Source organism: Limosilactobacillus reuteri (assembly GCF_002254085.1).
Lineage (GTDB): Bacteria > Bacillota > Bacilli > Lactobacillales > Lactobacillaceae > Limosilactobacillus > Limosilactobacillus reuteri_K.
In genome coordinates this window covers 1-22,577 of sequence record NZ_NGPY01000033.1, presented here as the reverse complement: position 1 = coordinate 22,577, position 22,577 = coordinate 1, and the positions used below count along the sequence as shown (strand labels likewise).

Annotated in this window: 10 protein-coding genes; 7 read left to right on the top strand and 3 right to left on the bottom strand. The window is 40.6% G+C overall.

Features of this window, described 5'->3' with window-relative positions; translation table 11 throughout:
• The first annotated feature begins 47 nt into the window (after positions 1-47).
• The 3 genes from CBG10_RS06760 (at position 48) to CBG10_RS06750 (ending at position 5,170) form a co-directional block, all read left to right on the top strand.
• A complete protein-coding gene (locus CBG10_RS06760) occupies positions 48-1,901 on the top strand; it encodes a fibrinogen-binding adhesin SdrG C-terminal domain-containing protein (protein ID WP_094512104.1) in 1,854 nt (617 codons plus the stop codon).
• Between the two features lie 183 nt (positions 1,902-2,084).
• Entirely contained in the window at positions 2,085-3,767 is a 1,683-nt protein-coding gene (locus CBG10_RS06755) for an alpha-glucosidase (RefSeq protein WP_094512103.1), read from the top strand.
• A gap of 17 nt (positions 3,768-3,784) precedes the next feature.
• Positions 3,785-5,170, top strand: coding sequence for an SLC45 family MFS transporter (locus CBG10_RS06750; protein ID WP_094512102.1), 1,386 nt, complete (start codon positions 3,785-3,787; stop codon positions 5,168-5,170).
• A 395-nt stretch (positions 5,171-5,565) separates the two neighbouring features.
• Here CBG10_RS06750 and CBG10_RS06745 read toward each other — a convergent pair whose 3' ends face one another.
• The 3 genes from CBG10_RS06745 to rlmD form a co-directional block, all read right to left on the bottom strand.
• Positions 5,566-6,939: an SLC45 family MFS transporter gene (locus tag CBG10_RS06745; protein ID WP_094512101.1), complete on the bottom strand. Its 1,374-nt coding sequence runs from the start codon at positions 6,937-6,939 to the stop codon at positions 5,566-5,568.
• 162 nt (positions 6,940-7,101) lie between these two features.
• Positions 7,102-8,112 (bottom strand): LacI family DNA-binding transcriptional regulator, encoded by a 1,011-nt coding sequence (locus CBG10_RS06740; RefSeq protein ID WP_094512099.1) that lies wholly within the window; start codon positions 8,110-8,112, stop codon positions 7,102-7,104.
• Positions 8,113-8,253: 141 nt separating this feature from the next.
• The gene (gene rlmD / locus CBG10_RS06735) at positions 8,254-9,657 is read right to left on the bottom strand and encodes a 23S rRNA (uracil(1939)-C(5))-methyltransferase RlmD (protein WP_094512098.1); all 1,404 of its coding nucleotides are present in this window, start codon (positions 9,655-9,657) and stop codon (positions 8,254-8,256) included.
• Positions 9,658-9,912: 255 nt separating this feature from the next.
• On the opposite strand from rlmD, the gene CBG10_RS06725 reads away from it, so the two are divergent.
• The 4 genes from CBG10_RS06725 to CBG10_RS06710 all read left to right on the top strand — a co-directional run bounded on the left by CBG10_RS06725 (position 9,913) and on the right by CBG10_RS06710 (position 21,864).
• Positions 9,913-10,485 (top strand): NADPH-dependent FMN reductase, encoded by a 573-nt coding sequence (locus CBG10_RS06725; RefSeq protein ID WP_019252503.1) that lies wholly within the window; start codon positions 9,913-9,915, stop codon positions 10,483-10,485.
• Positions 10,485-11,735: an NAD(P)H-dependent oxidoreductase gene (locus CBG10_RS06720; protein ID WP_094502683.1), complete on the top strand. Its 1,251-nt coding sequence runs from the start codon at positions 10,485-10,487 to the stop codon at positions 11,733-11,735. The genes CBG10_RS06725 and CBG10_RS06720 overlap by 1 nt, the downstream gene beginning before the upstream one ends.
• Before the next feature lie 2 nt (positions 11,736-11,737).
• Complete coding sequence (locus CBG10_RS06715; RefSeq protein WP_094512096.1) at positions 11,738-12,664, top strand: FAD:protein FMN transferase; 927 nt, start codon at positions 11,738-11,740, stop codon at positions 12,662-12,664.
• 236 nt (positions 12,665-12,900) lie between these two features.
• Entirely contained in the window at positions 12,901-21,864 is an 8,964-nt protein-coding gene (locus tag CBG10_RS06710; protein ID WP_094512094.1) for a Rib/alpha-like domain-containing protein, read from the top strand.
• The last annotated feature ends 713 nt before the right edge of the window (positions 21,865-22,577 follow it).

Below are 22,577 nucleotides of genomic sequence, written 5' to 3'. Positions count from 1 at the left end.
TTTGGTCGTTATCCTTTGATAATCTAAAGACGGAAAATGAGGGCGGAATGATGGATAATTATCAAGCAATGAATTTTTACTATGGACTTCTTAATTTGCGTGCCGGTTTTTTTAAGGCTGACTTATGCGAAATACTAATGGCGATCGCACAGAGCGTACCTGATAAAAATCAACAATCAGCAACGGCATACCATACTGTAGAAGAGAATTTAAGCCAAGACCATGAGCAATTAAATCGTGATCAAGTTGCATTTGGGTCATTTTATGAAGATGGTCATATTTTACATAATGTCAAAATTAATACCCAATCAGACTTTTTCCTCGATCCGACCCGGGAAGATACTGTCAAGTGGCATGTTGGTTTTACGGTTGCTAAAGATGTCCGTCCGGCCGATCAATTTACTGTTCAACTATCGCCAAATTTGATGGTTGCGCCTAATGGTCATCCTGAAAAGCCAATTCCTGATTTTAGTGATCAAAATGGGACTGTTATTGCAATGGGAGCTTATGACCAGGATAAGCACGAACTTGTCTATACTTTTACCAATTACGTAACCGAGCATCGCCAAATAATTGGTGAATTAGAGGGAGAACTAGCAATTGATCCTCTAACGACTCCAGAGAACGAATTTGGCTTGGAATGTTTTATAAGTATTGATGATTACCGAAAAGACTTTACGATTGATATCGACTATCCAGATCTTGCTAACGACATGTTTCTCGGGATTTCTAGCCGGATGATGCATTTTGATAAGGATCAGCAGCTCTTTGAGGACATTATCTATGTTAATCCAGCACAAAAAGACCTTAATCATGCCTATATTGTCTTTAATACGAGTGATCTAGTGGAAGAATTATCTAATGCCATCGTCAAACCGTCAACAATGCGGATTGAGATTTATCGTAATTCGCGGGGATTAAAATTACCTCAATCATATGGGGTAAACCTTCAGCGACTACGGGATATTACTAATCGATTCCCGGTAGTGGAAGGTGATCACCTTGTCGAGACACCTTATACAATGTCCTTTGCTGATAACAAGATACGCTTGAATTTTGGCGCCGATCACACTAATGACTCCTATATTATTAGGGTAATTGGCCAATATAATGGTGAACTTGATGGAACAGTACGATTGCGGGCTCGTTTATTTGGGATGGACCAGCAAAATGTTTATATGAGTAATTCTACTGCTGCGACAGCTACTGGAACTTCAATGATCGCAAGTGGTCATGCTATTTCTAAGGAGAAATTAGCGGAGGAGACAGTGGACATAACAGAAGACTTGAAGCAAGACGAACATTTTGTCAATGTGGAAGAACCTTTTGAATCTACAGCAGTTGAAGGAGCAAAAGAAGAAGTTGATATTCCATTTGCTTCTGATAGTCAGGAACAGGTATCTAGTTCTCAATTGGAAGAAGAGGAAACACCGGTCGAAGAAAATCTGGAGGATATCCCGTTTAATGATGCTGAGGAAGAAAAGCAAGTTGAATATCAAGAAGATTTCGCGCAAAGTCCAATTTTAGACGATGAACCAGCTGATGAAGAAGAGTCAGTAGCTACTACTGAACAAGAAGAAAATCAGGCGGAAGCTCCTGCAGTCAATGCAGCAGTCGGCGGGGATGAATTATCAATCTCCTTTGACGTCACCCCTCAAGCGGCACCAGCAGAGGCTAACGAAGATCTTATAGAAGAAACTGAATCTTCAGATGAGAAAGAGGAGCTTACTACCTCTGAAGAATCCGCAGCGTCTGACTATGCTGTTGAAATTAAAGTTAGTGAAGAGGAGACAAGCTCAGCACCCCTACCAATGCCGGGACGACGACCACCACGCCGGCACAGTCGTTTTCAAAATACAACCCGGTCGAATCATTCGTTGCGTCATTTGCGGCGATTCTAATAGCAAAATAAAGTGTCAGGAGGGATTATCCTGGCATTTTATTTCCCACTAAAATGTAATCGTTTACATAAAATGCTTGCAATTAAAAATGTAGGTGTTAATATTTAATTGAAGTTAAGTAAACGTTTACATTGATGGCTAAAAGGAAAAGTGTAGTAGCTTTATGGAGAGAGGTTTTATTTTATGGAAAATAATCATTGGTGGAATAAATCGGTTGTTTATCAAATTTATCCCAAAAGTTTTCAAGATACCAATCATGATGGGGTTGGTGACCTTCGTGGAATAATTGATCGTCTTGATTACATTAAAAAATTAGGCGTTGATGTTATTTGGTTAAACCCTATTTATGAGTCGCCACAAGTTGATAATGGTTATGATATTAGTAATTATGAAGCAATTAATCCAACTCTTGGTAACATGGAAGATTTTCAAGAATTGATTGATGGCATTCATGAACGTGGAATGAAATTAGTCATGGATTTAGTTGTTAACCACACATCTGACCAACATGACTGGTTTAAGGAATCACGAAAAGGCAAAGACAATCCGTACCGTGATTATTATATTTGGCGTAACGGTAAGGATGGTGAAGAGCCCAATAATTGGGGGTCGTATTTCTCTGGAGCTGCTTGGAAATACGATGATGAATCCGGCCAATATTACCTTCATTTGTTTGCTCCAGAACAACCAGATTTGAATTGGGAAAATCCTAAAGTTCGGCACTCTGTTTATGACATGATGAACTGGTGGGCTGCCAAAGGTGTCGATGGTTTTCGGATGGATGTTATTAACCTCATTTCTAAGCCAGATGGATTGCCGGATGCTAAAAAGAACGAAGATGAAAAATACGCCAATGTTGAACCATTAGTATCAAACGGTCACCGCATTCATGAGTTCTTACAAGAAATGAACAAGAATGTTATGAGTAAGCATAAAATGGTGACAGTTGGTGAAACGCCCGGTGCTACACCGGAAGATGCCGAGAAATATGCCAGCCTTGATAATAAAGAATTAAATATGATTTTCCAATTTGAACATATGGGCCTTGATAGTAACCCTAACCCAGCCCTTGGTAAGTGGGATGATCGCAAGACGAGCCTCAAAGACTTACGGGCGAACTTAACGAAGTGGCAAGAAAAATTGTATGGTAAGGCGTGGAATTCGCTTTATTGGAATAACCATGATCAACCACGCGTTGTATCAAGATTTGGTAATGACCAGACCGAAGATTATCGAGTTAAATCTGCCAAGATGTTAGCAACCATGACTCATATGATGCAAGGAACGCCATATATCTATGAAGGGGAAGAAATTGGTATGACTAACGCCTATTTCCCAAAGCTTGAAGATTACGTCGACCTTGAATCGATTAATGCCTATCACCAACTTGTTGATGACCAGCATTTACTTGATGGCAAGACGATGATGAAGTATATTGCGATCCATTCACGTGATAATGCGCGGACACCAATGCAATGGGATGATAGCGAATATGCAGGATTTTCCGACCATACCCCATGGGAAAAGGTTAACCCGAATTACAAGCAGATTAATGTCAAAAATGCATTAGCTGATAAGAATTCGATTTTCTATTACTATCAAAAATTGATTGAACTACGACACACGATGCCAGTAATTACTAATGGAAGATATGCATTAGTTCCTGGTAATGAAGAAGATGAACAGATCTTTGCATACACTCGGCAAGATGATGACACTACTTTGTTGGTAATCTTGAATTATACTGATGAGACTGTTAACCGTCATTATAATGTGCCAGCTAATGCGAAGTTACTAATTAGCAACTATGAGGATGATCAAAATGATACTATCCGACCATACGAAGCTAAGGTTTATCAATACTAGAGTGGGGATGAATAATCATGGATAAATCACTTTCGAATTCGAAACAAAAAGTTGAAACGAAACAGGTTGATCTGGATACAGGGATGCCAGATTTGCCAAAGAAAGAGCTATTTGCGATTACATTTGATTTTCTGGGAATAAACATGGCTTTCTCACTGCAGAGTTCCCAGATGAGTCGGATCTGTCAAACAATTGGGGCAAATCCTAACAATCTAGGTTTCTTCTTCATTTTTCCACCATTGATGGGGATGATTGTACAACCGATTATGGGAAAGATGTCAGATCGGACATGGAATCGCTTTGGTCGTCGGTTGCCCTACCTATTATTTGGAACACCAATTGCGGCATTGGTTTTGATCATGTTACCGTTCTCCGGTTCCCTCGGCTTCGGCTATGGTTCAATGGCCGCGATGATTTATGCTGCGACGGCGGTATGTTTGATGGACTTATTTAGTAATATTTGTATGCAGCCATCACGGATGATCGTTGGTGACATGGTTAATAACAAGCAGAAGAACTTTGCTTGGTCATGGCAACAAGTCTTTTCCAATGGCGGGGGAATTTTAGCAACGATCTTACCATTTATCTTTACGATGTTTGGGATGTCCAATACTGCTAAACGAGGGGTAGTACCAAATACCGTTATCTGGTCATACCTTTGTGCAGCGGCGGTTCTCCTATTCACTGGATTATGGACGGTCTTTAATGTTAAGGAATATGATCCGGAAACATATGCAAAATACCACCACATTGATCCTGAAGAACAAAATAAGTCAGTCAGTCTTTGGAAATTGATCAAGACGGCACCGCGCGCTTTCTGGGAAATTAACCTGGTTCAATTATTTAGTTGGTTTGCGATTATGTATGTTTGGACATATACAACTGGTACCTGTGCTCGTAATATTTGGCATACGTCTGATGTAACTTCTGCTGGTTATCAAGCTGCCGGTAACTGGTACGGGATTTTAACTGCTGTTTATAGTATTGCTGGTATTGTTTGGGGATTAATTTATGCCCATGCCAAGGCTGGCTCACGGAAGAAGTGGTACACATTTGGAATGATCGTCGGTGGTTTAGGGTTAATCTGGATGACCTTTGTAACAACTAAGACTACTTCAATCATTGCAATGATCATGTTTGGAATTGGTAACTTCAGTATCAACACGATTCCATTTACCCTCCTTACTTCATCTTTGAACGGTAAAAATGAAGGTGCCTACCTCGGACTCTTCAACGTTGGAATCTGTGTACCGCAAATCGTTGCATCTCTATGCAGTTTCTTCCTCTTCCCCCTTGTTGGTCACAATCAACCAATGATGCTTTTACTTGGTGGGATCTCCCTTCTTATTGGGGCTTTAGCTGTCCAAGCAATTCATGAAGGGGTAACGGTTAAAGAAGCATAACACTAATTAAATCTCTCCTTAAATATAGAATAGTTGAAAAGCGGGACTGGAAATCTATCCGGTCTCGCTTTTAATGATTATTTGATTGTTAAAAAGAAGGCAGTTATTATTTATGCTATTCTTCATCCCGCCCAATATACTATATTAACGGAGCTCCAATGTATCAATTCCTTTGGATCACAAAAACGGGCTGTGTCAATAAGTCGGTTACTTCAAGAGGCGAATAACGCAGTACAAAATAATGACCTCCATTGCCCGGTAAAATAAATCGAACACTGAAGGTCTATTATTGCTTATGGAGGCTTAACTGAAGTCGCGGATTACTTTGTTTGAGCTCCCATCAAAAAGTGGATATTAGATTAGAAATGTTAGAATAGATATTTTGTTGGCCATAATTAAGCTTGGTAAGTTTCCTTGATAAAGAGAACTGAAATTGCACCTAAGAGGACAGAAATACCAGTAACAAGCATCATGTTGACTTGGGAACTACCAAGTAATGGGAAGAGACCAAAACTAAGTAGTGAGGCAACCATTTGTGGTACACAGATTGAACCATTAAATAGGCCAAGGTAAGTACCCATGTGTTTACCAGATAAGGCATTTGTAACCATTGTTAATGGGTAGGTGTTCATTGAAGCCCAAGCAATTCCGATCAAAACGAAGGAGAAGATAAGGGCGTTTTGTGAATGGATAAAGAAGATTGATGTGTACCCAATAGCCCCGAGCAAAAGGCTGAAAGCATAGCCAGCTTTGTGGTGGTTATTAGGAACTTTAGCCAGAACATATGACCATACAACGGCCGCAATTGATTGAACCGCAGTCATAACACCGTACCAGTTACCAGCAGCTTGGTAGGCAGCTGAAGAAGCATCAGTTGTTAACCAAACATTCTTAGCGATGGCCCCAACTGCATAAGTTGAAAGGTATTGGAAAGAGAACCAGCAGAAGAATTGAACTAATGCGACATTCCAAAATACCCGTGGAGCGTGCTTTAAGAGGGTAAACCAGTTTCCGCCTTTTTTATTATCTTCCTCTGAAATGCCATGGTAACGAGCATATGTTGCGGGATCATATTCGTGAACCCGGAAGATAGTAAAGAGACAGGTGATAACTAGAATAACAGCGCCAACATAGAACGAAATTACAACTGATTGAGGAACAACACCCTTTTTAGCAGTATTTGATACACCCCACCATGTTAAGAGGAATGGGAAAATAGCTGCTAAAACGGCACCGGTATTACAGATTAAACTTTGAATCCCATATGCGTAACTCTTTTGGTCATCATTAACCATATCACCAACCATCATCTTGAATGGCTGCATCGCCATATTTGATGAAAGATCAAGGAAGGCAACGGTAATAGCACCAAACCAGAGAGCCGCTAACGAACCGTATCCAAAGCCGAAACTTCCTGAATTAGGCAGTAAAATCATAACGATAACGGCAATGACCATCCCGATTAACAGGTAGGGAAGACGTCGACCACCAAGCTTTGGCGCCCATGTTCGGTCAGAATAATAACCGATGATTGGTTGCACGATTAATCCTGCAAGCGGTGGCAGTAAGAAGAACCATCCTAAATTATTAGGATTAGCACCAATTGTTTGGAAAATCCGGCTCATTTGCGAACCTTGTAATGTAAAGGCGATTTGAACACCAAGGAAACCAAAGTTAATCATCCAGATGGTACTCTTTGGTAAGATTGGTAATCCACTCGTCGAAGTTTCTTGGTCTTGGTTAAGAACAACAGACTCATCTTGACTCATGAAAAAACAACTCCTAACGAAAAATGTATAAAATAATTGCAGTTTGAGCTAATGTAAGCTCTTACACGATTAATATAACAAACTTATCATTTTTGTGCAACCGCTTGCAAAAAAAGAATATTAAAAAGCCGCGATTTGTTTCAATAAAAGATCGCGACCTTTTTAATGCTCTAATGATTTTTCGCCTAGGAATCTTACGCTATTTCGCGGTGTGATATGGATTGGAATAAATTGTGAGTCATCATCGTTCAATAGGCTCCTAACCGCGATTAACCCCATTTGATAAAAGTCTTGGGTTACGCTTGTAATGGTTGGAATGGTGATGTCACAGAGAAAGGTTCCGTCAATACTAATAAATGATAGGTCTTTCGGAATATCAAGGCCTAGTAAATGAGCCTCTCTGATCATGCCAACGGCCACCATATCACTAGCTGTGATGATCGCATCGAGGTCCTTATCCATTAGTGTTTTGAGCATGTTTTGTTGAGGACCAAAACTGTAATCGCCATATTCAACCCATTCCATATGAGGAATCAAGCCGTGTTCTGTCATTGCCCGTTGGTACCCATGAAGCCGCTGCTTTCCAGTTGAAGAACGATCAATGCCGGCTAATCCAATTCGGGAGTGTCCCCGTTCAATTAAATAGTTAGCGGCTGAATAACCAATTTCCTCGTTATTTGAACTTGTGAATTTAAATCCAATATATCGGGGATCCGTTTCGTCATAGACCGATACTAACCGACAAGGGGTATTGCTTTCTTGTAAGGTGCGAGCTGCTTGTTCGTCGAGGGAGGTTGCGACTAGCAAAATGCCGGCAACATGTCGTTCGAGGGCAACGCTAATTGCTTGATTAAGCAGTCGGGCATCATGGTTCCCAGCATAAAGAATAAACATTTGGTAACCAGCTTTCTCCGTTTCTGCTTGAATAGCAGCGATGATATCATTTGAGAAATTCGTTTGAGTATTATTTAAGATGACGGCAATTAACATACTACTGTTGGCTGCTAATTCAGCCGCTGCGAGGTTTTTCTTGTATCCTAGTTCTTTAGCGATTGCTTCAATCTTAGCCGCAGTTTCGGGACGGTAGGATTTCGCCTTTTTGGATAAAACACGAGAAACAGTGGCCGTTGAAACATGGGCCCGTTGAGCAATATCTTTAATTGTTGGCTTCATAATCGGGCTTCCTTTATTATTTTCCTTATTAAATCTATTATAAGAAAATAATAGCTCTTTGTAAACGTTTTCAAATGGGGCTTAATTATTATTTAAAACAAAAATAAGCCGAAAGAAAATTCCTTTCAGCCTACCTAGTTACTATTTATTTCCGTTTCGTAAGGATAATTTTACAACTGCTTCACAGCGAGCCGTTTGGGGCATCATGTCAATTGGTTGAATGTAGTCAACGTGATAGACACTAGTTAACCGCCGTAAGTTACGGGCGAGAGAAGCCATGCCACATGAGACGTAGGCAAACTTTCGCGGCTTAACTTTTAAGATTTGCTTGATTAATTGGTCATCTAACCCGGTTCGTGGAGGATCAACAACAAGGGCATCAAAGTTGAGTCCTTCTTTTTGCCAGCGGGGAAGAACTTCTTCTGCTTTGCCGACTTCATATTTAGCGTTAGTAATATTATTTAGCTTGGCATTTTCGTTAGCATCGGCAACTGCCTCGGGGATGATTTCCATTCCGCGAACAGCTTTCACCCGCGATGCAAGGGAAAGACCGATTGTCCCGATTCCAGCATATGCATCGATTAAGGTATCATCCTTGTCCAATTCAAGGGCTTTAGAAGCTTCTTCGTACAATACCTCTGTTTGTTCAGGATTTAGTTGTAAGAATGAACGGGCTGAGAGTTTAAAATCAAGTCCCATCAAGCTTTCCAGAATTGAATCTTTTCCAGCGAGATGGATCATTTTATCACCCCAAACTAAGGGTGTATCACCTGGGTTAACGTTTTGCATAACTGAAACAACTGCCGGTAGTTCTTTTTCGATGCGTTCAAGCAGTTCGCGTTTGTGAGGAAGTTTAGCAGAATTAGTAATGAAGGTTAATTGGACTTCCCCGGTTGACCATGATTCCCGAACTGCTAAGGTCTTAATGATGCCGCTATTGTGCTTTTCGTCATAAACTGGAATCTGCAAGTCTTCGATCATCTTCGTAACGGCTCGGACCGTCTCCATTATCCGGGGCATTTGAACAGCACAAGTCTCCATATCAACAAGGGTATGACTGTTTGGTTGGTAAAGACCGGCCGCTACTTTGCCATTAACCATCCGAACCTGGAATTGGGCCTTGTTACGGTAACCGTATTCTTCAGGGGCTGCAATAGTTGGGCGAACATCGTAATTACGGTAGCCGTATGGTTGAAATTTTTCGAGACTATCGATGATTACTTGCCGTTTAAACTTTAATTGTTGTTGGTAAGCGAGGTTTTCAAGTTCGAAACCACCAGCGATATCAGCATACTCATCCCGTGGCGTTACCCGATCCCGACTCTTTTTCCGGATCCGGTGAATTTTCGCTTCAAGATAGCGTGGGAGAACGCGTGTAACTTCAGCGACTACGACTTCATTTGGCAGAGCACCAGGGACAAAACATACCTTGTGCTTATAGTAGCCGATCCCGTGTCCGTTAACGCCTAGGCGACGAATTGTGAGGGGGAAGCGTTTCCCAACCCATACATCAACATCTTGTTCATGTTGTTTAGTTTGTGTCATATTATTTCTCCGTTCTATTAATTCAATGTGTTTAATATTTTAGCACATCTCCAAATACTACTGGATAAATATGTCGGGGGTGAAGAATCGCATAATTAATTCTCGGAATGATAACTTAGCCCAACTTATAATCAATTGTTATGGGAATAGTCAATTAAGTGTGCATATTACTAATAATATGTTTTTTGAACGAGTAAAATATAGTAGAATAACAATGTGAAATGTTGCATAAATAACTTAAAGGAAGTGACACGTTTGAAAATTGCTGCAATTGCCGGGTCAAATGCTAATCATTCATACAATCGGATGTTATTAGAATTTATTGCCCGTCATTTTAGTGATGATGATATTGATGTGATTGATATTCGTCAAGTGCCAATGTTTAATGAAAATTATAAGGGAAAGATTCCTGAGGTTGTTGCTGATATTGATCGTCGTGTTTCAAGCGCCGACGCTGTTATTATTGCCAGCCCAGAATACAACCACTCTGTTACCTCTGCTTTAAAGAGTGTAATCGAATGGCTTTCCTATGAAGTTCACCCATTAGAAAATAAGCCTGTCATGATCATCGGGGCTTCTACCCATGACCAAGGCTCATCCCGCTCCCAAGTTCAATTACGAGATATTTTGATCTCACCAGGTGTTAATGCTTATATTTTCCAAAACGAAGAGTTCTTTATGAGTGATGCTGCTCATATCATTGATAAAGATGGTGACATCACGAACGAAACGACTATTCATTTCTTAGAAAAATGTATGCGTGAATTCAAACGCTACGCTAAGGCAATCAATCGCATGGTTGCTGAAAAGAAGGAGGCGAACAAGTAATGAAAATCCTTGCTTTAGTTGGAACTAATGCCAATTTCTCATATAACCGGATCTTGCTTAAATACATGAAAAAGCACTTCCGTCAAATGGCTGATATTGAGATCGCTGAAATTAGCCAATTGCCCGCATTTAGCGTTGATACCCCTCTTTCTGAACAAACAGAGGTATGGAAGTTAAAGCAAAGGGTTAAAGCTGCTGATGGGATTATCTTCTCTACTCCTGAATATGACCATGGTATTCCGGCAGCCTTGAAGAGTACGGTTGAATGGCTTTCCTACAAGACCGATGTGTTAAAGCACAAGCCCGTTATGGTTGTCGGTGTATCTTATGGACGTCAAGCTTCTGCAAGATCCCAAGTTCAAATGCGTCAGATTTTGGTTTCTCCTGATTGTGATGCTAACTTGTTGCCAGGAAATGAAGTTTTGATTGGTAATGCTAGCCATTCCTTCTCAAAGGATGGCCGGTTAATTAATGCGGAAGCCCGTGATAACCTTGAAAACTGCTTTACCCATTTTGTGGAATACATTCAAATTTTTGAAAGTGTAAATAAGGAGGGACTGGATATGTCCATTAAACAACCAACGATCAGTGAAGCCTACATTAACTTCCCTACTGGTCGGTTGACATTAAAAGAAGTTCAACAAATCTTCAGTACAATCCCATTTGAAATTGACTTAATTGACAGTACCGACCATTTCGCATGGTTCTCTGACAAGCCAAATCGGGAACACGTTCGGAATGTAGCTTCTCTCGGGGAAACTGTTCAAGAATGTCATCCACCGTTGGCTGTTCCGGCTGTTATGAAGATTATTAACAGTTTCCGAAATGGTGAAAAAGACGTTGTTACCCGTCCATTATGGATGAATGGTCACCGTTCATTGATTCAATACTACGCTTTACGTGATGTTAATGGTCATTACCTTGGCACCATCGAATTTACTGGTAGTGTGGAATACATTCTTAACCTCTTCGAAAATGGTGCATGGAGTACTGATGGTAACACTGGTGCTTCTAAGCATGAAGATGCTAGCGACAACAGTGAAGAAGCTGACAGCGTAGACGCATCAACTGGTGCTTCAGAATCAAGTGATGATGATAACACTGACAATACTAGTGAAGTGGTTGCGACCCCAGCACCAGCAGCAAATGACGATACTGATGCGGACGCTACAACAGGCGCATCCGATGCGGGCAGCGTAGACGCAAATGATGACGAGGCAGATGCGACAACAGGTGCATCCGAAAACTAATTATGAATAATGAATTGATGGCGCAACGGCATGTGATGACTCATCATGCTCTCGGAACTTGCATAAATTTAACGATTTTTGGTAACGAATATTTTTCGTTGCTAAAGAAGTCGATGGACCTAATTGATCATTATGAGGATCAACTAACAGTTAACCGTAATGAATCAGAAGTAATGTCGGTGAACCATGGTGCAGGTAAAACCCCGAAAATGGTATCGTCAACGACTTTTGATCTAATTGAACTGGCAGTGAAATATAGTCGCGAAAATTTCGGCTTTAATGCGTTGATTGGTCCGTTAGTAAAACTATGGAAAATCGGCTTTGTGGGAGCACACGTGCCAAGTGATGCCGAGATCAAGGAGCGGTTAAAGTTGATCGATCCTTATAAAGTATTGCTAAACCGAGATGCGCGGACGGTATATTTAGAAGAGCCGGGGATGGAATTAGACCTTGGCGGGATTGCAAAGGGCTATATTGCGGACCGTATTCGTGATCTTTGGATTGAAGCCGGAGTTCCCGCGGGAATTATCGACTTAGGGGGTAACCTCCTATTTGTTGGTAAGTCACCACGGCGGGATGATGGGCAGTGGATCATCGGTGTGCAGGATCCGCAACTGCATCGTGGTGAAAATTTGGCAACTGTCCGCGAGCCGGCTTGTTCGGCAGTTACATCTGGGATTTATGAACGATTTTTGATCAAAAATGGTCGTCGTTATCACCATTTACTAGATCCGCGAACAGGCTATCCGTTAGAGACTGATTTGAGCAGCGTGACTGTTTTTACTGATCAATCGGTAATGGGTGAAATTGAGGCTAAGCGACTCTTCTTCAATGGTGAACCAATCACAGGCTGGGAAGCACGTCCTGGTAACCGTGGCGCTATCTTTATTCATAATGATGAATCAATGGTAAATGTTGGTTTTGAATAAAATTTAATTTCATTTAAGCGTAGGTAAACGAAATGTTTACCTACGCTTTTTTGCTTATTACATGATTAGTTTTTCATGTAATAAAATATTTTTAAAAATTTCTCCTCCTTACTCTCGCAATAGTTCTATAAATATCTGCGAGGCTTGCCGAAAAAAAAAAAAAAAAAAAAACGCATATAATTCAGGGCGTAAACTAATAAATTAAGTTATAGTTTATTATTAGGAGGGATAATTGTATGTTATCGAAGAATAATCGAAAGGAACAATTCCGGAAACAAGAGCCGAAAAAGCAACGTTTTGCAATTAAAAAGCTCACTGTCGGAGTTGCTTCAGTCCTTATTGGTTTTACATTCATGGGGATGGATGCTTCTGCTAGTACAACTGCAGGAGCAAATAGTGAAGCTGGGAGTCAACCAGTAGCAGATGCGCAGAGTAGTGCTTCTAATCAAACTAGCAGTCAAGCATTATTGACTACCCCTACTCAATCAAGCGATAAGCAAGCTGCTTCTTCTACACCTGCTTCAGAAACAGCGGCACAAAAGTATGAAAATGCTGTTTCTAATGCAATTGATCAAGCTACTAAGGCTGCCGCAAAGAGTGGTGGCGCTTCAGTAACAACGCCAACTTCATCTTCTGCTTCTCCAGCAAGTTCGGCAAGTGATCAGCGGATGACTAGTTTTAATGTTAAAGCTAATGCGGACAATGTTAACGAACAAAACCAAGCTTCATTATTAAATGCTTCTTTTTTTGTTCAAACGACACCTGTAGCTGCTACGCAAGAAACTCAAAAGACTTTGCGGGGTACACAAACCCAAGATGTATCAGATTGGCAAGGCTTTGTTAACGCTATGAACGATTCTAGCGTTGGTACCATTAAGTTAACTAGCGATATTACCGTTGCTAACAAGGGTACTAACATTAATGGTATTAGGCGCCCTAATCCAGTTGTAAACAGCGGAAAGATGAATTTAACTGGCTCTAACATTTCTGGGGGATTAGATATTGATGGTCAAAATCATACCATTAATTTTGGCGCTAATTATCTGAGCTTTGATACTAATAATCAAAAGAATAGTAATCCTTGGGACATTGCTTTCAAGAATTTAACTATTAATGCTGATGGCTATGATAATTCATGGTCTAATTATGGTGGTGCGTTTAGTCCAATTTATATGGGCGGAGATGATATTGACACTAGTCTTTTAGCTCAAAACAAAGTTACATTTGAAAATGTAACTGCTGATGTTAAGAACGGTGCTTTCTATAACACCACTATGGCTCAACAAGTTACTGATAATCCATACACTACAGTAACTTTCAAGGGCAATAATAACATTACTGTTGAAGCTGTAAATGTTGCTGGAAATCAATTGGATAACTATTCCAGTGCAGTTTCGGCTTCACACATTATTTTTGCAAAGGGTACTAATACTGTCTTTAATGTAAGCAGTGCGAAAACCAACAATGACCAAAATGCTGGTGGTAACATCTTACGTGCTAAGATTGAAGACGACACAGACACCGATCCAGCAATTGATGTACAACAAGGTGCAACTGTTACCTTAAATGGTAAGTCCACTGATGTTAAGGGAATGCTCGTAAATAATGCTATTACGGGTACCGTACAAGTTGATGGTAACTTAAATGCTAACATGGCTGATGGTCACTCAATGGCTATTTGGGCTGGTAACTTAAACATTGGTAAGGCTGGTGTTGTTAACATTAACACTAAGCAGAGCAATGATGGTAATGGTGCAAACGGTGTAACTAATTATAATGGTTACCACTTTGCACCAATTTCGCTGGGTGTTGGTTTTGCAGCTAACCTTCAAAACGCTGATGCAAATACTTTAGATAACCAAGGTAAACTAACGATTGTACGTAGTGGAGACAATACTTCAACTTCACCATTAATTTCTTTTGGTAGTGGAGCTGCTGCCGTTGTAAAAGGTACATTTACTTTAAACGTTACCCATGGTGCAACTTTGGACCTTCAGGATTCAGCTCAATCTTCAATGGCAGGTGCCACTACTAATACTCCTAAATATGGTTTAATTACTATGTGGGGTTCAGGTAGTTCATCGACTGCAAATAACATTAATATTACTAATCCGGCTTATGTCAATTTACAACGGACTGGTAAGCAAACAGGTACTTTAATACGTCTTGAAAACTTGACTAACCATGTTACTGTTCAAAGTAATGGTGGTGATAATCCGTTACCACTGGCACAATGGGACGAAGGTAACTACAACAATCCATCATACTACTGGTACATTAATAACCTTACATCGCATAACAACTGGGGGAACAATTCAATCAGTGGTTTTGCTGGACAAGGTCAAACTGCTGGTGCAAATAAGACCGGGGAAGCTAAGTTCCTTCACTCCAACGGTACTGTTACCATGGGTGGTAGCCAAGCAGGTTTAAACCAATATCAATACACTGACGGTACAATTACTAAAGCCCAACCAAATCCTGGTGTACATTATGAAACGCCATACTTAAATAAATTCTTGAATAACTTTAATTGGTGGACACCACAACAAATTTCTATGGGGACTAACCTAGAAACTAAAGTAACACCAACTGATTCAGAAAAGTATCAACCAGTAGTTCAAACTATTGATGGTAATACTAACCAAACTTTAAAGGATTTAACTGCTAAAGCTGGTATTAAGGGCTTGCTTTCTAGCAATGGTACTGTAACAACTGATCTTTCTTCTGTTAAGAGCGTAGGTTGGTATGATGCAGCTACTGATGCCAATGAGTGGAAGAGCGTAATGGGCGACGAAAAAGAACCAACTAACCCAACCGGCAATCTTAAGACTACTGATACTTCAGCTTGGGCAAAAGTAACCTATACTGATGGTTCTGTTGACTTTGCAAATATTCCATTGAAGATTACTGAACCAATGGCAAAGCTTTACACTCCATCATATAAACCAGTAACTGTTGAACAAGGTCAAACTGCTACTGATGATCCAGCATTTACTGATCAAGCTGGTAAGGATACTACTGCTCCAACTGGAACTACATTTACTACGGGTACTGATACACCTGATTGGGCAACTATTGATCCATCAAATGGTGCTGTAACTGTTAAACCAAATACCGATGTAACTCCTGGTGCTTACAATATTCCAGTAACGGTAACTTACCCAGACAAGAGTACTGATGAAACTACTGTACCAGTAATTGTCACTAAAGCTGGCCAAACAGTAACTTGGGGCGATAATGGTGCAGTTGTAACTAGCGTTGATACTTCTAAACTTAACGCTCACGAAACTACTGAAAATTCACAAGTACTTTCTCCAGCAACTGTTGTAACTGCAGAAGGTTACGAATTAACAGATGGTAAGATTTCAACTACTGCTACGCCAATTACGATTGATCCATCAACTGTTAGCTGGACTACAACTCCAAATACTAATGTTGAGACTGCAACTGCAGCTGGTAAGGAAATCACTGCCAGTGTTACTGTTGACTTCACTAATAACGATGCAGCAAAGAACATCTTAGGTTCAAAGAATGGTGTTGTAACTACTAATCCATTTACTATTGATGCTAAAGGTGCAGGTGCTAAAAATGTCGCTACTCCAGTTAATGTGGCACTTGGCTCAGCCTTAACTAATGAACAATTTAATCAATTAGTGGAAAACAAGATCCCAACTGACGAAATTGCAAGTACTACTTGGGCAACTAAACCTGATGAACAAGGTCAAGGCGGCGTAATCAAGATTACTTTTAATGATAAGGATGCTAATGGTAATCCAACTTACTTGAACGTTAACATTCCAGCAAGTTCAATCAAGGTAACTACTGATGCAGAAACCAATACCCCACAAGGGCAAGATGTTTCAACTAAGGTTGGAGAAGTTCCTAATGCTAAAAAGGGCATTAAGAATCCAGATACTTTACCAAATGGTACAACTTATACTTGGCAAAATACTCCAAACACTACTACTCCAGGTAAGAAACCAGCAGTTATTGTAGTAACTTACCCAGATGGTTCTAAGGACGAAGTTCCAACTAATGTAGTTGTTAATGCTAAGCCAGAAATTAAGACGATTACTACTACTGTTGGTGGGGATCCAGCTGCCACTGAAGGAATTGCCAACTTGAATAATGGTGGTACTACTCCAGTTGATGGCTATCCAACAAGCGCAACTTGGACTACTAAACCAGATACTTCAAAACTGGGTGCAACTACTGGCACGGCAACTGTAACTTATCCAGATGGTACTACTGAAACAGTAACAATTCCGGTTGCTGTAAATGGTCAAGGAGATGTTACTGTTATCGATAATGGCCATGTCTTCAGCCTTCATGCCAATAATGTTGTAACTCACAAGACTTCTGACAAGAACATCATTGGTGAGCCCGTAATTGAAAACTTCAAGTTAAGTTATTACCAAGGTGGTCAAAACTACAGTAAGCCATACATTTACACTTTGAATGCCGACAAGACTGCATATGTTCTTACCCAAACTGGTGATAATCCGGCTGGTGTAACTGTTAATGCTCCACAAACTATTAATGCTAGTGACATTAAGATTAGTTGGACTGAAGCAGGCAAGGTTCTATTCAATAATGCATTAGGTGCAATCAAAGGTAATGGTCAACCATCAAGCTTAGTATCAGACAACAATGGTGGAACCAAGACGATTACTTATACTAACTGGGTCAATAATCAATTTGGTTATCCTAAGTATTCAGCTGTTGTTAACAGCTCGAGTGTAAACTGGCCAATTTATGGTAAAGGTCCAGTATCAACTTATCCATTCCCATCAGTTTATATTTATGGTGCAGAAGCTAATGGTACTATTCCAAGTGTTAACTCCGACGTTACTGATTTGAAGGCTGCTTTAGGGGATGCTTCAAAGCTTGTAAACACTAATGATTTAACTGCTGATCATAATTCTGAAATTAGTTCAGTTAACTGGCAAACTTTACCAAGTCTTGCTGAAGCTAATGCTAAGGCTCCTGCAACAGTCCGAATTAACTTCACTGATGGTAGTTATCTTGATGTTCCAGTAGCTGTAAATGTAATCAAGGTTGATCAAGGTGTTGATGATAAGACTAACCACGACATTTATCGTGATATTACTCGTACGATTAATGTTGAAGGCGAAAGTACTCCAGTTGTTCAACACGTAATTTACAGTCGTGCTAAGATAACTGATCTTTCTAAGCCAGCAGGTCAACAAATCAGTTACACTGATTGGGCAGCTGCTAAGAATAGTGAAGGTCAAGCAGTAACGAACTTCCCACAATATGAAGTAACTAAACCTGGCTACACTGCTACTGCAACTGGTGCAACTATTGAAACTGTTGATGGTAAGCAATATGTTCCAGCTTCAGCACCAATTACTCCAGATTCATCAAATGAAACTGTTAATGTAACTTACACTGCTAACGAACATACTTTAGTAATTAATTATGTTGACGGTAATGGCACTGTGGTAGGTACTTACAATGTTCCTGGTAAGACTAATGAAACTGTTAATGTTGATGTACTTGGACATGTTCCAACTAACTGGAAACTAGTTCCAAAGCAACAAGTTATCGGATCTTACAAGTTCGGATCAAATGATCCACAACCTGTAGACTACAAAGTTGAACACGGAACTGAAGTTGTTCCAGTTGACAAGAATAACAAAGATACTTACCGGAAGATTACCCAAACCATTCAAGAAGTACCAGCTGGTAAGACTAATGCCGATATGCATGTTGTAAGAACTGATTCAGTTGAATTTGAACGTACTGGTGTGAAGGACTTAGTAACTGGGAAGATTACTTGGAACGCATGGAACTCAAACAGCGAAACTTTCCCAGTTTACAACATTAAAGAACAAAAGGGCTATGACAGCTATGTAAATGGTGTTAAGGCAACCGAAGTAGCAGCAGTAACAGTAAATCCGGATTCAAGCAATATTACTGATAGCATTACTTATGTAAAACAAGCTGCAACTCCAGTGCCGTATGATCCTTCAAACAAGGATATGAACATGTCAGTAACTCGTACCATTAACTACGAAGTACCAGCAGGGCATGAAGCAATTGCCCCAGTAACGCAAACTGTAGAATACACTCGTGATGTTAACGGTGTCGCAGGTTACCAAGATCCAGTAACTGGCGAGATTACTTGGAACGCATGGCACGTTAAGAGTGGTAAAGCAGAATTTACTTCAGCTAGTGTAGAACAAATTAAGGGTTACGATTCATACGTAGATGGTACAAAGGCAACTGAAGTTTCAGCAGCTGCAGTAACAGAAAAAGATGGAGTACCACAAAATGGTGCAAACGTCACAGTAAGTTACCAAAAGCAAGCTGATACGGTAGTACCATATGATCCTTCAAACAAGGATATGAACATGTCAGTAACTCGTACCATTAACTACGAAGTACCAGCAGGACATGAAGCAATTGCCCCAGTAACGCAAACCGTAGACTACACTCGTGATGTTAATGGCGTCGCAGGTTACCAGGATCCAGTGACTGGCGAGATTACTTGGAACGCATGGCACGTTAAGAGTGGTAAAGCAGAATTTGCTTCAGCTAGTGTAGAACAAATTAAAGGTTATGATTCATACGTAGATGGTACAAAGTCAACCGAAGTACCAGCAGCTGCAGTAACAGAAAAAGATGGCGAACCACAAAATGGTGCAAATGTCACCGTAAGTTACCAAAAGCAAGCTGATACTCCAGTACCATACAAGCCAGGTCAAGAAGGCGTAAACGATGACATGAACCAGTACGTAACTCGTACGATTGTGGTTCATGAACCGGATCAAGATCCAGTAAGTCATGATCAAACCGTTCACTTTACTCGTGAAGATGCTCAAGGTAATGCCGGTTACACTGATCCAGTGACTGGCAAGATTACTTGGAACGCATGGCATGTGGCAGGTGACCTTAACCAAGCAAATGGTACGTGGGCAGAATTTAATGCACCAACAGTTAAAGGATATACTCCAAGTCAAGCTAAAGTAGCTGCTGAAGAAGTTACTGCTGAAACTAAGAATGTCACTGTTGACATTAACTATGCTCCAGTAGCCCCAACTGGTCAAAATGTAACTACTAAGGTTGGCGAAGTACCAGATGCAGGACAAGGAATTGCCAATAAGGGTGATTTACCAGATGGCACTAAGTACACCTGGAAAGACACTCCAGATGTAACTACTGAAGGTAATAAACCAGCTGTAGTTGTAGTAACTTACCCAGGTGGCTCAACTGTTGAAGTTCCGGTTACCGTAACTGTAACTAAGAACCCAACTGATGCGGACAAGTACACACCAGAAGGCCAAGACGTAAACACTAAGACTGGCGTTGTACCAAATCCAGCAGAAGGTATCAAGAACAAGAGTGACTTACCAGATGGCACTAAGTACACATGGAAGGACACTCCAGATGTAACTACTGCAGGAGACAAGCCAGCAACTGTTGTTGTAAGCTACCCAGATGGCTCAAAGGACGAAGTACCAGTAACCATCCACGTAACCAACCCAGCAACTGATGCGGACAAGTACACACCAGAAGGTCAAGATGTAAATACCAAGACTGGCGTTGTACCAAATCCAGCAGAAGGCATCAAGAACAAGAGTGACTTACCAGATGGCACTAAGTACACATGGAAGGACACTCCAGATGTAACTACTGCAGGAGACAAGCCAGCAACTGTTGTTGTAAGCTACCCAGATGGCTCAAAGGACGAAGTACCAGTAACCATCCACGTAACCAACCCAGCAACTGATGCGGACAAGTACACACCAGAAGGTCAAGATGTAAATACCAAGACTGGCGTTGTACCAAATCCAGCAGAAGGCATCAAGAACAAGAGTGACTTACCAGATGGCACTAAGTACACTTGGAAGGACACTCCAGATGTAACTACTGCAGGAGACAAGCCAGCAACTGTTGTTGTAAGCTACCCAGATGGCTCAAAGGACGAAGTACCAGTAACCATCCACGTAACCAACCCAGCAACTGATGCGGACAAGTACACTCCAGAAGGCCAAGACGTAAATACCAAGACTGGCGTTGTACCAAATCCAGCAGAAGGTATCAAGAACAAGAGTGACTTACCAGATGGCACTAAGTACACATGGAAAGACACGCCGGATGTAACTACTGCAGGAGACAAGCCAGCAACTGTTGTTGTAAGCTACCCAGATGGTTCAAAGGACGAAGTACCAGTAACCATCCACGTTACGAATCCAGCAACTGATGCAGACAAGTACACACCAGAAGGTCAAGATGTAAATACCAAGACCGGCGTTGTACCAAATCCAGCAGAAGGTATCAAGAACAAGAGTGACTTACCAGATGGCACTAAGTACACATGGAAGGACACCCCAGATGTAACGACAGCCGGAGACAAGCCAGCAACTGTTGTTGTAAGCTACCCAGATGGCTCAAAGGACGAAGTACCAGTAACCATCCACGTAACCAACCCAACAACCGATGCAGACAAGTACACACCAGAAACGCAACCAATTACTACTCCGGAAGGTAAGGTTCCAGATCCAGCCGACGGTATTAAGAACAAGGCTGATCTCCCCGATGGCACCAAGTACACTTGGACAAACCCAGACCAAGTAGCACAAGATGTCAAGAAGCCTGGTTCACATACTGAAACAATTACTGTTCGTTATCCAGACGGTTCAGAAGATACGGTTACAGTAACTGTTAATGTTCCCGCACCTGAGGGACAAAATATTACAACTGATCAAGGTAAACTCCCTAACCCTGCAGATGCAATTAAGAACAAAGATCAGATGCCAGATGGAACAACTTACACTTGGAAGCAAGAGTCTGATGTTTCTACTCCTGGTGATCACACTGGTGTAGTTGAAGTTCACTTCCCAGACGGAACTACCTATGAAGTAACTGTTAATGTTCATGTAGATGCTATAAACCCCGATAATGGCGGAAACACGAACTCCGGTAATGGTTCAATTGATCATCAAAACGGTACTGAAATTAATAACGGTTCAGTAATCGAAAACGTAACTGGTCAAACACAAAATAGTGCAACTAACAGTACTAGCCAGCAACCAGCGAAGACATTGCCACAAACTGGTAATGATTCTTCTAAGTTCAGTGCATTAGCTGGCTTGAGTCTTGCTGCTTTCGCAAGTCTCTTTGGCTTCGCGGGTCACGATAAGAAACGCAAAGCTGATAAACAATTAAGATAACATCATTTCTCCCCCTGAAAGACATAACTTAATTAAAAGCGCTGAACTAAAGAAGTGCGAACGCTCATCAAAATGGTGAGTGTCCGCACTTCTTTTGTTATTTATATAACGATAAAATAATTAGTGAGAGATAGGGGGATAAGGGCTAAGCTGAAAGAGAAAAGGGACTAAATTTCTAAAAATAGTTCTTAGCGTGCTTGATATGATGGACTCGACGTGATTAATATAATTTTTATTAGCGATAAATAAAAAACGAACAATTCACCTTTGTGATCGAATGAAATTTTCTTCATATCTTCTTAAAATGTTTAACAAAAAGTCTGATTTTTTTCAAAAAGATAAACGTTGATATATCAAGGATTTATCGATAAATAAGCAGAATTAACAAAAGCGCGTTTTTTAAATTCTTAATAAATAGGTTGCCTTTTTTCTTAGAAACTATATATTAGTAAATGTAAACAAGTTATGTGGGTATTGTACGGTGCACTGTTAATTTGTATTATTTATTCGTCAATTACCTAACAAGAGGGGACGTGAATTTATGTTATCGCATAATAACTGGGAAGAACAAATAAAGAAATATGAACGGCAGATTGTAAAATTTAAGTTGAACATTTAAGTGGACAGAAAAACCCATCAAGGTCTTTAATGGTGTTACCACAACATTCCATTAGAAAGAAGAACCTTAATGGGCACCACTATTTTATCATTCC

Coding starts and splice junctions, on each gene's coding strand:
- CBG10_RS06760 (WP_094512104.1), top strand. CDS start 48: ATGATGGATAATTATCAAGCAATGAATTTTTACTATGGACTTCTTAAT.
- CBG10_RS06755 (WP_094512103.1), top strand. CDS start 2,085: ATGGAAAATAATCATTGGTGGAATAAATCGGTTGTTTATCAAATTTAT.
- CBG10_RS06750 (WP_094512102.1), top strand. CDS start 3,785: ATGGATAAATCACTTTCGAATTCGAAACAAAAAGTTGAAACGAAACAG.
- CBG10_RS06745 (WP_094512101.1), bottom strand. CDS start 6,939: ATGAGTCAAGATGAGTCTGTTGTTCTTAACCAAGACCAAGAAACTTCG.
- CBG10_RS06740 (WP_094512099.1), bottom strand. CDS start 8,112: ATGAAGCCAACAATTAAAGATATTGCTCAACGGGCCCATGTTTCAACG.
- rlmD (WP_094512098.1), bottom strand. CDS start 9,657: ATGACACAAACTAAACAACATGAACAAGATGTTGATGTATGGGTTGGG.
- CBG10_RS06720 (WP_094502683.1), top strand. CDS start 10,485: ATGAAAATCCTTGCTTTAGTTGGAACTAATGCCAATTTCTCATATAAC.
- CBG10_RS06715 (WP_094512096.1), top strand. CDS start 11,738: ATGAATAATGAATTGATGGCGCAACGGCATGTGATGACTCATCATGCT.
- CBG10_RS06710 (WP_094512094.1), top strand. CDS start 12,901: ATGTTATCGAAGAATAATCGAAAGGAACAATTCCGGAAACAAGAGCCG.